Below are 13,074 nucleotides of genomic sequence, written 5' to 3'. Positions count from 1 at the left end.
TTCGGGCAGCGGTGCCCGAGGCTGAGGGGATGCGGATGACGGAACCCGTGCGGTTAACCGACAGCGCCATGCTCGCCCGACGGCTCCTGTGGAACCGAGCGGTCGACGAACCTTCCAGCGCACATCCCATCATGGTGCTGCTCGGCCCGACGGGCTCGGGCAAAACCCGCGCGTTGCAGTCCATCTCGCAGGACTGCGGGAACGGCGTGGTGCACGCCCAGCCGTTCGACTTCGCCCGCGAGTAGCCGGCCACCACGGTCGAAGCGCTGGCCACGATCTCCGACGACCTCTCCCGGCGCTGGCCCGCCCGGCGCACCGCGAAGTTCACCCGGTTCGCGCTCGGTCTGGTCGCCGTGCAGACCAGCCTCGACCCCTACGACCGGGTCAAGTCCCGGGCCGCGATGAGCGCCGCGCTGCGCGAGTTCGCCGAAAGCCCCCGCGCCAACAACATCGCGGGCCAGGTGGATTCCACCGCCGACGCGGCCGAACCGGTGTTGGACCCGATGCTGGTCGCCGCCGCGAAACTGGTGCTGCCGCGGCTGATCCGCACGATCGGCCGGAGATCGCTGGGCAGCGCCAAGCGCTGGCACGCCGACATCCCGGAGGCGGAGGGCGCCGAGCCGCTGGACGCGCTGATCCAGCTCAGCCGCCGCGCCCGCAACGAGCCGGAGGCCATGACGGCCTGGCTGACCTCGGCCTTCCTGGCCGACGTGCGGGAGAGCCACCCGATCATGGCCCGCCCCGAACTGGGCAGCCCGTGCGCCTGCGAGAACGAGGCGGGCAAGACCCACTCGCACAACTGGGTGGTGCTGCTGGACAACCTCGACAACGCAGGCGGGTACGAGTTCCTCCACGACATCATCGCCGCGCGCGAACGACATCTGCGCCAGCACAACGAGCACGACCCGCTGCTGTTCATCGGCACCAGCGGCCGGTGGAACCCCGAGTGGGAAACGCACTGGCACGCACCGTGGAAGTCCGCTGCCACCAGGTCCGACGAGGTCCTGGCCACTGGCGCAGCAACTCCGAAGTGGACAGACCGCAGGCGGCCGTGCACCCGGTCCTGCTGGAACGACTGGAGATCGAGGAGACCGCGAGCCTGATCGGCCGCAGCCCGTACTTCAGCGAGGCGAAGCTGGCGCAGCGCGCCACCGACGGGCTGCCGAAGGCCGTCGAGGCGGTCGCCGAGATGCTGCCCACCGCCCAGTTGCGGGAGGGCAGGCGCGACATCCTCGAACCGGCCGAGTCGACTCCCGAAGCGTGGCAGCGGCGCCTGACCGACCTGCGCGTCTCCGAGCAGCTGCAGGACGTCGACCTCGCGGAATTCGTCGACGCCGCCCCGTTCGCGACCGCGCCGTGGCTGGTCCCGGCCGAGTCGACCAGCCTCGTCTCGCTGCCGCAGGCAGGTCGCATCCTCACCGAGCCGCGCAGCGCGCTGTGGGTGATCGCCCCGGACCGCGACGGCGGAACCGAGGACCAGTCGCTGCTGCACCCCTGGATCGCCCGCACGCTGCTGTTCGCCCTCAACGCGCGCGGCCAGCAGCACGGCGGCTCCTACGAGACGCAGTTCAAGGCGCTGCTCGAAGACCCGCACACGCAGCGCTCCCTCGCGCGCACCTCCTACTGCCTGCTCGCGCTGGGCCGGTTCGGCGAGGTCGTCGACACCCTGCGCGAGCGCTTCGACGAGATGCCGCACCAGAAGTGGGTCGACCTGTTGACCCTGGTCACCAGCGCCCCGGACGACAAACCGCTGCACCGCGACAACGCCGAGCTCTACGCCGAACTCGTCGAGCAGGACCGGCGGGACGGTCCCGTCGCGCGGGACCAGGCGCGCAACGTGCTCGCCCGGTTGATCGCCGCGCACTGGCTGATCGCGAATCCGCTGGCCGGTCCCGACCGGGAGCGCAAGAACATCGTCGTGCAGAGCTTCCACGAACTCGCCCCGCTGTCACACCGCCCGGACGTCGCGGCCCTCTACGAAGCCGCGCGCCGTGCTGACCAGCTGTTCTGACCCTTCGGATTGGACCGGTCATGCCCCTGCTCCACCGCTCCACCTCGTCCGCTCCGGTGCAGCCCCGATCCTGGCTGCGCCGCCACAAGTTCATCGCCGCCGCAGTGGTCGTCGTGGTGGTCGCCGCCGGGCTCGCGGTGTGGCAGCCCTGGAAACCGTGCGGCAACGGGATGACGACGATCGAACCGTCGCCCCACTGCGTCGGGATCGACGTCGACAACACGTCCTTCGGCGACAGCGATGCCACGCGTGATCTGCGGAAACACATCAACGATCACAACGCGACGGTGGCCGCGCCGGACTTCGTCACGGTAGTGGTGCTGGACAACATGACCCCGAACGCGCGATTCGACAGCATCAGCGCGGACAACGTGAAGCACGGTGTGGCGGGCGCGCTCACCGCCGCCTCGCGGGCCAACAACGAGCCGGTCGCGAAGGCCACATCGCCCCAGGTGAAGCTGAAGTTGGCCAACTACGGCGCCACGAATGACGAGGCGGTGGCCGCCGCACGAGCGATCATCGACGCTCGGGAGCGCGAGCGCATCGTCGCGGTCGTGGGGCTGGGGCAGAGCATGGACCACACCCGGTTGGCAGCGAGCATGTTGTCCGAGGCGGGGCTCGCGGTGGTCAGCGGGATGGCGAGCGCCGACAACATGAATCGGAGCTTCAACGGCAACCCGGCCTACATCGAGCACTTCTACCGGATCACGCCGACCAACATCGACGCGGCCAAGGCCGCTGTGGGCTTCCTGGAAACGCGGCCGGTGGGAAAGCTCCTGCTGGTCCACGACACGAATCAGAGCGACATCTATTCGGGCACGCTCGCTGACGCGTTCAGGGGCGCCTACCGCGAGAAGTTCAACAGGGCCCCCGGCGAGCAGCCCTTCGACTCCCGACCGATCTGAACACGGTCACGCGCGAGAAGTACATGGAGGAGATGTTCGCCGACGTCTTCTCCAGGATCTGTGCCGAGCAACCCGACCAGGTCTACTTCGCCGGCCGAGGGGCCGTCCTGGAGGTGTTCCTGCGGACCATCGCGGCGAACGGCATCTGCGTCAACGATCTCAACCTGGACATCATCACCAGCGATGACGCCAGCAGCCTCCTGAACCGGCCACTGCCCGTGTTCGCACCGAAGCAGGTCAGGGTCTTCTACACCAGCGTCGCCACCAAGGACCAGTGGGACCGCGCCGTCCCGCCCCAGCCGGACAACCAGGCCGAGTACCAGAAGTTCGAGGATGCGTTCAAGCAGTGGGAGCTGGGGGAGGACGCCCTGGTCGACGGCTACGCGATGTCGATGCACGACGCGGTGCTGGTCGCCACCGCTGCCGCACGCGGGTTCGAGACCGCTGCGGAGAACTACCAGCTGGTGGCGGACTGGATCAAGAAGTTCGACTGCGGAGGTGCGTTCTCCGGTGCTACGGGCAAAATCGCCTACAAGACCGATCCCGCGGTCCAGGGCAACCCCGTGGACAAGGCGATGCCGATCTTGCGGCTGGAGCCAGACGGTCGGCCGGTCCAGGAGAGCCTGGTCTGGCCTTCCGGGCAGCCGTTCGGGCCGCAATCATGCGGGTAGGCAGTGAACACCGGAGGGCGCAGTGGACGACGTTTTCAAGCGGCTGGACGACATCCGCGATGACCTGACCGCGCTGTACGAGGACCTCCACGCGCATCCGGAGCTGTCGTTCCAGGAGCATCGGACAGCGGCGGAGGTCGCGCGGCGGCTCGGCGAGCTCGGGTTGGAGGTCACCACCGGCGTCGGCGGCACCGGCGTGGTGGGGGTGCTGCGCAACGGGGACGGGCCGACGGTGCTGCTGCGGGCGGACTTCGACGCGCTGCCGGTGCAGGAGCAGACCGGGCTGGACTACGCCAGCACGCAGCGCGCCACCGCCTCCGACGGCTCGGACGTCCCGGTGATGCACGCCTGCGGGCACGACATGCACGTCACCTGCCTGCTGGGGGCGCTGGACCTGCTGGTCACCGCGCGTTCTCGCTGGTCGGGGACGGTGGTGGCGGTGTTCCAGCCCGCTGAGGAGATCGGGGCCGGGGCTCGGGCGATGCTCGACGACGGGCTGCTGGAGCGCTTCCCGCGACCGGACGTGTGCCTGGGGCAGCACGTGTTCCCGTTCCAGAGCGGGTTCGTGGGCATGATGAGCGGGCCGAGCATGTCGGCCGCCGACGGCCTGAAGATCACCATGTTCGGCCGCGGCGGCCACGGTTCGCAGCCGCAGAACGCCGTGGACCCGGTGGTGATGGCTTCGGCGACGGTGCTGCGGCTGCAGACCGTGGTCTCCCGGGAGGTCGCCGGCGACGACACGGCGGTGGTCACGGTCGGCTCGATCCGGGCGGGCACGAAGGAGAACATCATCCCGGACCAGGCGGAGCTGCTGGTCAACATCCGCTCCTTCGACGAACGCGTCCGCGAGCGGGTCCTCGCCGCCGTCCACCGCATCGTCCGCGCCGAGGCCGTGGCCTCGGGTGCCGAGCGGGAGCCCGAGTTCGAGCAGCTCACCAGCTTCCCGATGCTGGTCAACGATCCGGGAGCGACCACGCGCACCGCCGGTGCCCTGCGCGCCGCGCTGGGGGACGACGCGGTCGTCGACCTCCCGCCCGCGATGGCCAGCGAGGACGTCGGGCTCTTCGGCGCCGAGGCAGGGGTGCCCACCTGCTACTGGTTCTTCGGCGGCACCGATCCCGCCGCCTTCCAGTCCGCCCAGGCGGCGGACGAGGTCGCCCAGCGGATCCCCGCCAACCACTCGCCCCACTTCGCACCGGAGCGCGAACCCACCCTCACCACCGGGGTCAAAGCCCTCACCGCGGCGACCCTCGAATGGCTGGGCTGATCCCGGCGGGCTCGGGTGTCGACGTCCTGTTGAGGGGACGGTTCTTCCCAGGATTGCCCGCGATCAACGTTCATTGTGTCCGGTCGCGGTAGAACGGCCCTCGGCTGAGGCTCGACCGAGCTGCGGCGGTCGCGGACTAGATCTTTGCCCAGGCCAGCGAGCCGGATTCCAGCGCGGTCCAGAGGATTCCGTCCGGGGTGACGGTGAGGCCGTGGGGTTCGGAGTTCCGATGGGGCAGGGCGCAGGTGCTGATGGTCCCGTCCGGGGTGATGCGCCCGACGCGGCCCGCGGCCCACTCGGTGAAGTAGCAGGAGCCGTCGGGCGCCGCGGTGATCGCGTGCGGCCGGGCTGAGCGGTCCGGCAGCGGGTGCTCGACGATGTCCCCCTCCGGGGTGATGCGGCCTATCTGACCTGCACCGATCTCGACGAACCAGAGGGAGTCGGCGTCGGCGGTGATCCCGACCGGTGCCGCGTTCGCCGTGGGGAGCGGGAAGGTGCGCACGGTGCCCCGGGGAGTGATCCGGCCGATCGCGTTGGCCTGGTTGAGCGTGAACCACAGCGCGCCGTCCGGTCCGGTGGTGATCATCGACGGGAACCCGCCCGGCGTCGGGAGGTCGAACTCGGTGATCGTGCCGTCCGCGGTGATCCGCCCGACCCGGTCGGTGTTCATCGCGGTGAACCACAGCGCCGAATCCGGGCCGACCGCGAGCCCGTACGGGTTGGCGCCCGGCACGCCGAACCCGCGCACCGATCCGTCGAAACCGATTCGTCCGATGCGATTTCCCTGGTAGAGGCTGAACCACATCGCCTCGTCGGGCCCGGCGACGATCACGGTCGGCCGCGAGTCGACCGGTCCGACCTGAAAACCCAGGTAATCGCCGTCGGGCCCCAAGCGCCCGACCCGGCCCTGGTGCACCTCCGTGCACCACACCTCGCCGTCCACCCCGGCTGCGACCCCGTAAGGCCCGCACCCGGGCTCCCCGACCGGCACCTCGGCGAACTCCACCCCGGCAGCGTCCCCCTCGAACCCCACCCCAGCAACCGATTTTCCGAGTGCTACGGGACCCGTGCGCAGGGTGACTCGAATTTCGCGCGAAATTCGAGTCACGCGAGGCCGGGTCGAATTTCGCGCGAAATTCGAAAAGGCTCACTCGGTGGGGTGGTCAGGGGCGGAGGGCGTCCAGCATGAGGTCGAGGAGGCGGGTGGTTTGTTCGGGCTGGTCGGGGCTCGTGGCGAGGAAGATGCCGACGATGCCGGTCACGACGTCCTCGGGGAGGACGTCGGAGCGCAGCGAACCCTCGGCGGCGCCGGCCTCGATGACGGCTCGAGCCGCCTCGCCGAGTTCGGCGCGCTTCTCCGACAGCGAGATCGACGACATGACCGCGCGCAGCGCTTCGGCCATCTCGCGCTTGGTGGCGACGTACTCGCAGAACCGGTCCAAGTCCGAACTGGACGCGCTCGCCGGGTGATCGGACGCGCACGCCCTGCCGGTGGGGTCGTTGGCCTCGGTCTTCTTCGGCAGCGCCGGCCGGCTCCGGTCAGGCGCGCATGCCTCGCCAGAGGAGGTCGAGGAGGTCGCTGGTTTCGGTTCGCCAGTCGCGCTTGGGGTCGAGGTAGAGCAGGCCGCCGAGGCCGCGCAGAACAGTTTCCGGGTTGAGGTCCGGGCGGAGGTTGCCCGCTTCGGCGTTGGCGCGCAGCAGCGCGCTCAGCGCCTCGACCAGGGTTTCGTGCGCGTTGACCGGGAGTTCGGCGGGGGAGGACGTCGCGGCGGCCAGCGCCTTGGCCAGGCCGCGCTTGGTCATCATGTAGTGCGCGAGGTGGTCGGTGACCCAGGTGCGGAAGGCCTGTTCGGGCTCGTGCCGCTCCAGCAGCTCCGGGACGACGTCGCCGAGGTGCTCGAGTTCGCGCCGGTAGACGGCGATGATCAGCGATTCCGGGGTCGGGAAGTGCCGGTACACCGTGCCCACGCCGACGCCTGCCTGCTTGGCGATGTGGTTGAACGAGACGCGTTCGGAGCAGGCCAGCGACTGCGCGGCGACCCCGAGGATGGCCTCGTGGTTGCGCCGGGTGTCCGCGCGGCGTGGGTTCACCGAGCCGGTCGTCATCGCGTCCCTCCCCGGTCGGCAACCTGGTCTTCACCCGGAATGTAGTGCACCGCTCGCCGACCCTGGGCAGTCTTGAGGGTGAGAACACTCGTTGCGAAGCGGATAAGAATCCGGTAGCTTCGGTTCCACCTGAACCGGATGAGTATCCGTTCCAGGTTTTTGAGTCTAGCTCCCACCACCACGAGCATTCCGCCCTCCGCCCCTGACGGAAGGGCGGGGAAGAGATTCTGTGGACCTCTCACTGGAAATCAACGGCAGGACGGAAGAGCTCAGCGTCGACCCCGGCGTGACCCTGCTCGACGCGCTCCGCGAGAAGCTCGGCATCACCGGCCCCAAGAAGGGCTGCGACCGGGGTCAGTGCGGCGCCTGCACGGTGCACGTCGACGGCCGGCCCGTCCTGTCCTGCCTCACGCTGGCGGCCACCGTGCAGCAGCCGGTGATCACCGTCGAAGGGCTCGCCGACGGCGAGTCGCTGCACCCGGTGCAGCGGGCGTTCCTCGACCAGGACGCGCTGCAGTGCGGTTTCTGCACGTCCGGCCAGGTCATGTCGGCCGTCGCGGCCGTCGAGCAGGACGTCGAGGACGTCCGCGAGTTCATGTCCGGCAACATCTGCCGCTGCTCGGCCTACCCGAACATCGTCGCGGCAGTGCAACAGGCGAGGCAGGCGGGCTGATGCGCTCCTTCGAACTGACCGCACCCACCACGATCGACGAAGCGGTCGGCGGCACCGGCACGTTCCTGGCCGGCGGCACCACGCTCGTCGACCTGATGAAGCTCGACGTGCTCACCCCGCAGCGGGTGCAGAACATCAACGGCCTGCCGCTGCGCGGGATCGACACCTCCGACGGGCTGCGCATCGGCGCGCTGGAGCGGATGAGCGACGTGGCCGCGAATCCCGGTGTCTACCCGGCGATCTCGCGCGCGCTGCTGCAGAGCGCTTCGCAGCAGCTGCGGAACATGGCCAGCATCGGCGGCAACCTCGTGCAGCGCACGCGTTGCGGGTACTTCCGCGACGTCGACTCGCCCTGCAACCGGCGGGATCCGGGCAGCGGTTGCCCGGCGGTCGAGGGCGCCAACCGGATGCACGCGATCCTCGGCACCAGCGACGCGTGCGTGGCCACCCACGCCAGCGACCTCGCGGTCGCGCTGGTCGCCCTGGACGCCGAGCTCCGGCTGGTCAGCGCCGCCGGTGAGCGCACCGTCAAGCTCGCCGACTTCTACCTGCAGCCGGGCCAGACCCCGGAGGCCGAGCACGACCTGCGCGAGGGCGAGCTGATCGGCGAGGTCGTCGTGCCGAAGCTGGACTGGGCGACCAACTCCACCTACGTCAAGGTCCGCGACCGGCAGTCCTACGAGTTCGCGCTGACCTCGGCCGCCGTGGCGCTCGACGTCCACGACGGCGTGATCGCCGACGCCCGCGTCGCGGTCGGCGGCGTGGCCACGGTGCCGTGGCGGCTCGGCGTCGTCGAGGACGTGCTGAGCGGCAAGCGCGCCACCCAGGAGACCTTCGAAGCCGCCGCGGCGCTCGCCGCTGAAGGCGCGAAGCCGTTGTCCGGCAACGCGTTCAAGGTGTCCCTGCTGAAGCGGACGATCGTCCGCGCCCTGCTCGAAACCACCGGAGGGATGCAGCTGTGACCGCTCGGCTGGACGGCCCGCTGAAAGTCACCGGCCAGGCCAAGTACGGGGCCGACAACAACCTCCCCGGCATGGTCCACGGCTACCTCGTGCTCAGCACGATCGCGCGCGGCGAGATCGAGAGCATGGACGTCACCGCGGCCAAGAGCGCGCCCGGTGTGCTCGGCGTCTACACGCCGTTCGACAACCTGGAACTGGCCACGCCGAGCTCGATGCTGGGCGAGACGTGGGTTCCGCTGCAGAACCGCGAGGTCGCCTACTACGGCCAGCCGATCGGTTTCGTCATCGCCGAGACCTTCGAGCAGGCGCGCGACGCCGCCACCCTGGTGGAGACCGGCTACCGGACCGAACCCGCCAAGACCTCGTTCGAGGACAGCCTGGCCGAGGCGGAGAGGGCGCCGGACCGCGAAGACCTGGAGATCCTCGACGAGGACTCCGGCGTGACCTCCATCGCGGAGGCCTTCGAGGCCAGCCCGGTCGTCGTCGACCAGACCTACTCGACGGCGACCCAGAACCACGCCGCGATGGAGCCGCACTCGGCGGTCGCGGTGTGGGAGGGCGGCGAGCTCACGCTCTACACGCCGAACCAGGGCTCGCACATGGTCGCCGCCGACATGGCCACCGCACTGGGCGTCGACGTCGCGCAGGTCCACGTCGTGAACCCGTACGTGGGCGGCGCTTTCGGCGGCAAGGGCAAGACCTCCACGCCGGCGTTCCTGGCGGCGGCGGCGAGCCGCGCCCTCGGGCGCCCGGTCAAGGCCACCCTGACCCGTGAGCAGGTGTTCACGGTGACCGCCGGCCGCGCCGCCACGCGGCAGCGGGTGGCGCTGGGCGCCGACCGCGACGGCCGGCTGATCGCGGTCCGGCACGACTCGTGGTGCACCACCGACGCGGCCCGCTCGTTTGTAGAGCCGACCTCGCACGGCACCTCGCTGGAGTGGTACGCGACGCCGAACCTCGCGGTGTCGCAGCGGATCGTGCCGCTGAACGTCCCGCCGACGACGTTCATGCGCGCTCCCGGTGAGGCGCCGGGTTCGTTCGCGCTGGAGAGCGCGATCGACGAGCTGGCGGTCGAGCTGGGCATGGACCCGATCGAACTGCGCAAGCGCAACAACTCGACGGCGCCGCCCGGCAAGGACCTGCAGTGGTCGAGCAAGCACCTCGACGAGTGCTTCGACGTCGGCGCGCAGCGCTTCGGCTGGGCCAACCGCAGCCCGCAGGGCCGCACCGAGGGCGATTGGCAGGTCGGCATGGGCGTGGCGGTGGCCATGTTCCCGGCGCTGCGGTTCCCGGCCACGGTCGGCATCGAGCTGCGGGCCGACGAGACCGCGGTCGTCTCCACCAGCGGCGCCGACCCGGGAACCGGTCTGCTGACGGTGATGTCGCACATCGGCGCGGAGTCGCTGGACCTGCCCGAGGAGCGGATCACGCCGCAGCTGGGCGATTCGGCGCTGCCGCCGGGCGGGTTGTCGGGCGGTTCGACCGCGACGGCCAGCGTCGGCACCGCGATCCAGCTCGCGGCCACCGCCGCGGTCGACGAGCTCACCGCGCTGGCTTCCGGGCCGGGAGCGCCGTTCGCGGGCAAGGAGGTCACCTACGCGCACGGCGAGCTGTTCGCCGGCGACGAGTCGATCACCTTCGGCGAGCTGCTGCGGGCGCTGGGGCGCGAGTCGGTGTCGGTGAGCGGGACCTCGGCGCCGGGCGAGGAGCTGACCAAGCACTCCTTCAGCTCGTTCGGCGCGCAGTTCGTCGAGGTCAAGGTGCACAAGTGGACGCGCGAGACCCGGGTGTCGCGGATGCTCGGCGTGTTCGACTGCGGCCGGATCATCAACGAGAAGCTGGCCACCAGCCAGCTGCAGGGCGGCATGATCTGGGGCGTCTCGGCGGCGCTGCACGAGGCGATGGAGGTCGAGGGCAGCGGCCGGCTCGCCAACGGCGACTTCGCGAGCTACCTGCTGCCGGTCAACGCCGACATCCCCGAGGTCGACGTGGAGTTCGTGAAGTACCCGGACACCCTGCACAACTCGGTGGGCGCCAAGGGCCTGGGCGAGATCGGCACGGTCGGCGTGGCCGCCGCGGTCGCCAACGCGGTCAGCAACGCCACCGGGATCCGGGTCCGCCACATCCCGATCACCATCGAGGACATGCTGGTGGACTGAGGTCGTCGCCGGGCGGCCGCGTGGGAGGCCGCCCGGCGATCCCTCATCGGGGCGTGTGGGTACCGGGCACCGTCCGGTTGATCACGCTGATCCGGTTCCAGGCGTTGATGGCCGCGATGAGCATGATCAGCGCGGTCAGCGTCGGCTCGTCGAACTCGGCGCGCGCCCGCTCGTAGACCTCGTCGGGCACGCCGTGCGGGTTGTCGGCCAGCCGGGTGCCCGCTTCGGCCAGGTCGAGGGCCGCCCGCTCGGCGCTGGTGAAGTGCGGCGACTCGCGCCAGGCCGCGACCCCGAACAGCCGCTCGTCGGTCTCGCCCTCCTGCCTGGCGTGCTTGCTGTGCATGTCGACGCAGAAGGCGCAGCCGTTGATCTGGCTCACCCGCAGCTTGACCAGGTGCTGCAATCCGCTCGGGACCCCGCTGCCTGCGAGGTAGATCTCCAGCGATCGCATCGCCTTGTACCCGTCGCCCGCCTTGGCGGGGAGGTCGTCGATCCGTCCCTGCATCGTCATCTCCTCATCTCGGACATTTTCCATCCAGAATTGATTGCTGCGAGAACCCCTGCCGGAGGAGGGGTTTCGATCAGGTGCGGGTGTCGCCGAACCAGCGGCGAACCCGCTCGGGCGCGGCCGGGGAGTGGTCCTCCACCGTGGACGCGATGCCGGCGATGGTCTGCGACGCCAGCTCCCGGCGCCAGGCGAGCTCGGCCTTGCGCATGGAGGTGTGGATCGCGCACGGCGGGCCGTTGCGCTCGCCGCTGTCGGAGCCGCCCCGGCGCCGGATCTCGGTGCAGCGGAAGGCCTCCTCCTCGCCCTCGATCGCGGCGACCACGTCCATCAGCGTGATCTTCTCCGGCGGCCGGGCGAGCCGGAAACCGCCGCGCGGGCCGGACGTCGAGGCGACGATCCCGGCGCGGGCCAGCGCCTGGAGCTGCTTGTTCAGGTACGCGGCGGGCAGTTCGTAGAACGCGGCCAGCTTGGCCGCCGGCACGGCGCGCTCCTCGCCCAGCCACGCGAGGTTCAGGCAGCTGTGCACCGCCCACTCCACACCCTCGCTCATCCGCATAACCCGGATATTAGATGTCCAGGATAAAACCGGCAACCGTGAATGGTCTGGTCCAGTCGGTTCGTCTGGGTGCCACCGGAGCAGTTCCCCGGCGGTGAGCTGCCGGAGAACTTCGTCGCCTCGCCCGGGCCTCGCCCCGGCGCGTTCCTGAAGAACTTCTACGACACCCAACCGGCGATCAACTACGGCTACGCGCGGATGAACCCGGACGAGCCGTGGCGTCAGCCGGTCGATGCCGAAGGGCCCAAGCGCAACCGCGAAGCGATGCGCGAGGTGATGGACCACTGGCTGCAGCTGGGGATCTCGGGCTTCCGCTGCGACATGGCGGCCAGCCTGATCAAGGACGACCCGGACCTCGTCGAGACCGGCAAGCTCTGGGGCGAGATGGCGGCCTGCCTCGACGAGAACCACCCCGACGCCGTGCTGGTCTCCGAGTGGGGTGATCCGAAGGTCGCGGTTCCGGCCGGGTTCGACGGCGACTTCTTCTTCCAGACCGGCGAGGCCTGGAAGTCGTTGTGGCAGGACAACCCGTACTTCGGCGCCGACGGAACCGGCACCGCGAAGATCTTCATCGACGCGTGGAACGAGGCCGAGGAGGCCATCGGCAGGCCCGGGGGAGTGATCCTGCCCTCGGCCAACCACGAACCGCGCTGCGGCTGAACAACGGCGTCCGCAAGCCGGAGGAGATCCCGGCTGCCTACGCGTTCTGGCTGGCCTGGCCGATCGTCCCGCTGATCTACTACGGCGAGGAAATCGGCATGCGCCTGATCGACGGACTGCCGGACGTGGAAGGCAGCAACGGGCGCCAGAACAACCGCACGCCGATGCAGTGGAACACCGGTCCCAACGCCGGTTTCTCCACCCCGCCCGCCGAGGAGCTCTACCTGCCGCAGGATCCCGACCCGAACCGGCCGAACGTCGAGTCGCAGCACGGTGATCCGGGATCGCTGCTGAACCTGGTGCAACGCCTCATCGCGCTGCGCCAGTCGAATCCCGAGCTCGGAACCGCCGTCGACGTGCAGGTCTTCCACGACGGTTATCCGCTGACCTACCTGCGCGGCAACCGCTTCCTGGTCACCGTCAACCCCAGCCGGAACCAGGTGAGCGTCTCGGTGCCCGACGAGCGGGCGCCCAGCGGCACTCCGGTCGAGGACAGCGGTGTCACCGTGGACGGCCAGAACCTCACCGTCCCCGCCTTCGGCTACGCGGTGATCGACCTCGGGGCGTGATCGCGCAGGCGTCTTCCCCGATCGACT

General features: G+C 70.0%; 16 protein-coding genes. 11 read left to right on the top strand and 5 right to left on the bottom strand.

The window, feature by feature from the left end:
• Positions 1-35: 35 nt before the first annotated feature.
• From R4I43_RS00255 to R4I43_RS00230, 6 genes are all read left to right on the top strand, one after another.
• On the top strand, positions 36-245 hold the full coding sequence (locus R4I43_RS00255) for a hypothetical protein (protein WP_324263419.1): 210 nt from the start codon (positions 36-38) through the stop codon (positions 243-245).
• Between the two features lie 108 nt (positions 246-353).
• On the top strand, positions 354-1,103 hold the full coding sequence (locus tag R4I43_RS00250) for a hypothetical protein (protein WP_324263418.1): 750 nt from the start codon (positions 354-356) through the stop codon (positions 1,101-1,103).
• Positions 1,031-2,011, top strand: coding sequence for a hypothetical protein (locus tag R4I43_RS00245; RefSeq protein ID WP_324263417.1), 981 nt, complete (start codon positions 1,031-1,033; stop codon positions 2,009-2,011). Before R4I43_RS00250 ends, R4I43_RS00245 begins: the two co-directional genes overlap by 73 nt.
• 104 nt (positions 2,012-2,115) lie before the next feature.
• Entirely contained in the window at positions 2,116-2,916 is an 801-nt protein-coding gene (locus R4I43_RS00240) for a type 1 periplasmic-binding domain-containing protein (RefSeq protein ID WP_324263416.1), read from the top strand.
• Positions 2,917-2,939: 23 nt separating this feature from the next.
• On the top strand, positions 2,940-3,587 hold the full coding sequence (locus R4I43_RS00235) for a type 1 periplasmic-binding domain-containing protein (protein WP_324263415.1): 648 nt from the start codon (positions 2,940-2,942) through the stop codon (positions 3,585-3,587).
• 22 nt (positions 3,588-3,609) lie between these two features.
• Complete coding sequence (locus R4I43_RS00230) at positions 3,610-4,854, top strand: amidohydrolase (protein WP_324263414.1); 1,245 nt, start codon at positions 3,610-3,612, stop codon at positions 4,852-4,854.
• Between the two features lie 136 nt (positions 4,855-4,990).
• Here R4I43_RS00230 and R4I43_RS00225 read toward each other — a convergent pair whose 3' ends face one another.
• The 3 genes from R4I43_RS00225 to R4I43_RS00215 form a co-directional block, all read right to left on the bottom strand.
• Positions 4,991-5,887: a Vgb family protein gene (locus tag R4I43_RS00225; protein WP_324263413.1), complete on the bottom strand. Its 897-nt coding sequence runs from the start codon at positions 5,885-5,887 to the stop codon at positions 4,991-4,993.
• 130 nt (positions 5,888-6,017) lie between these two features.
• The gene (locus tag R4I43_RS00220; protein ID WP_324263845.1) at positions 6,018-6,377 is read right to left on the bottom strand and encodes an SbtR family transcriptional regulator; all 360 of its coding nucleotides are present in this window, start codon (positions 6,375-6,377) and stop codon (positions 6,018-6,020) included.
• A 16-nt stretch (positions 6,378-6,393) separates the two neighbouring features.
• On the bottom strand, positions 6,394-6,960 hold the full coding sequence (locus R4I43_RS00215) for a TetR/AcrR family transcriptional regulator (protein WP_324263412.1): 567 nt from the start codon (positions 6,958-6,960) through the stop codon (positions 6,394-6,396).
• Positions 6,961-7,189: 229 nt separating this feature from the next.
• Between R4I43_RS00215 and R4I43_RS00210 the strand changes: the two genes are divergently transcribed.
• From R4I43_RS00210 to R4I43_RS00200, 3 genes are read left to right on the top strand one after another with little or no spacing between them, the layout of a single operon-like run.
• Positions 7,190-7,633 carry a (2Fe-2S)-binding protein gene (locus R4I43_RS00210; RefSeq protein WP_324263411.1) on the top strand — a complete coding sequence of 148 codons (444 nt, stop codon included), beginning with the start codon at positions 7,190-7,192 and terminating at the stop codon, positions 7,631-7,633.
• The gene (locus R4I43_RS00205) at positions 7,633-8,595 is read left to right on the top strand and encodes an FAD binding domain-containing protein (RefSeq protein WP_324263410.1); all 963 of its coding nucleotides are present in this window, start codon (positions 7,633-7,635) and stop codon (positions 8,593-8,595) included. Before R4I43_RS00210 ends, R4I43_RS00205 begins: the two co-directional genes overlap by 1 nt.
• Entirely contained in the window at positions 8,592-10,754 is a 2,163-nt protein-coding gene (locus R4I43_RS00200) for a xanthine dehydrogenase family protein molybdopterin-binding subunit (RefSeq protein ID WP_324263409.1), read from the top strand. The genes R4I43_RS00205 and R4I43_RS00200 overlap by 4 nt, the downstream gene beginning before the upstream one ends.
• 43 nt (positions 10,755-10,797) lie before the next feature.
• On the opposite strand, the gene R4I43_RS00195 is transcribed toward R4I43_RS00200, so the two are convergent.
• Together R4I43_RS00195 and R4I43_RS00190 are read right to left on the bottom strand one after the other, a co-directional pair.
• Positions 10,798-11,259 carry a carboxymuconolactone decarboxylase family protein gene (locus R4I43_RS00195; protein ID WP_324263408.1) on the bottom strand — a complete coding sequence of 154 codons (462 nt, stop codon included), beginning with the start codon at positions 11,257-11,259 and terminating at the stop codon, positions 10,798-10,800.
• Between the two features lie 76 nt (positions 11,260-11,335).
• Positions 11,336-11,818, bottom strand: coding sequence for an RrF2 family transcriptional regulator (locus tag R4I43_RS00190; RefSeq protein WP_324263407.1), 483 nt, complete (start codon positions 11,816-11,818; stop codon positions 11,336-11,338).
• Positions 11,819-11,860: 42 nt separating this feature from the next.
• Between R4I43_RS00190 and R4I43_RS00185 the strand changes: the two genes are divergently transcribed.
• Together R4I43_RS00185 and R4I43_RS00180 are read left to right on the top strand one after the other, a co-directional pair.
• Positions 11,861-12,478 carry an alpha-amylase family protein gene (locus R4I43_RS00185; protein ID WP_324263406.1) on the top strand — a complete coding sequence of 206 codons (618 nt, stop codon included), beginning with the start codon at positions 11,861-11,863 and terminating at the stop codon, positions 12,476-12,478.
• Positions 12,397-13,047, top strand: coding sequence for an alpha-amylase family glycosyl hydrolase (locus R4I43_RS00180; RefSeq protein WP_324263405.1), 651 nt, complete (start codon positions 12,397-12,399; stop codon positions 13,045-13,047). The genes R4I43_RS00185 and R4I43_RS00180 overlap by 82 nt, the downstream gene beginning before the upstream one ends.
• The last annotated feature ends 27 nt before the right edge of the window (positions 13,048-13,074 follow it).

Origin of the sequence: Saccharopolyspora mangrovi (assembly GCF_035320975.1) — a bacterium.
In the GTDB taxonomy this organism is placed as follows: Bacteria; Actinomycetota; Actinomycetes; order Mycobacteriales; family Pseudonocardiaceae; genus Saccharopolyspora; species Saccharopolyspora mangrovi.
This window is presented reverse-complemented; position numbering and strand designations above follow the sequence as displayed.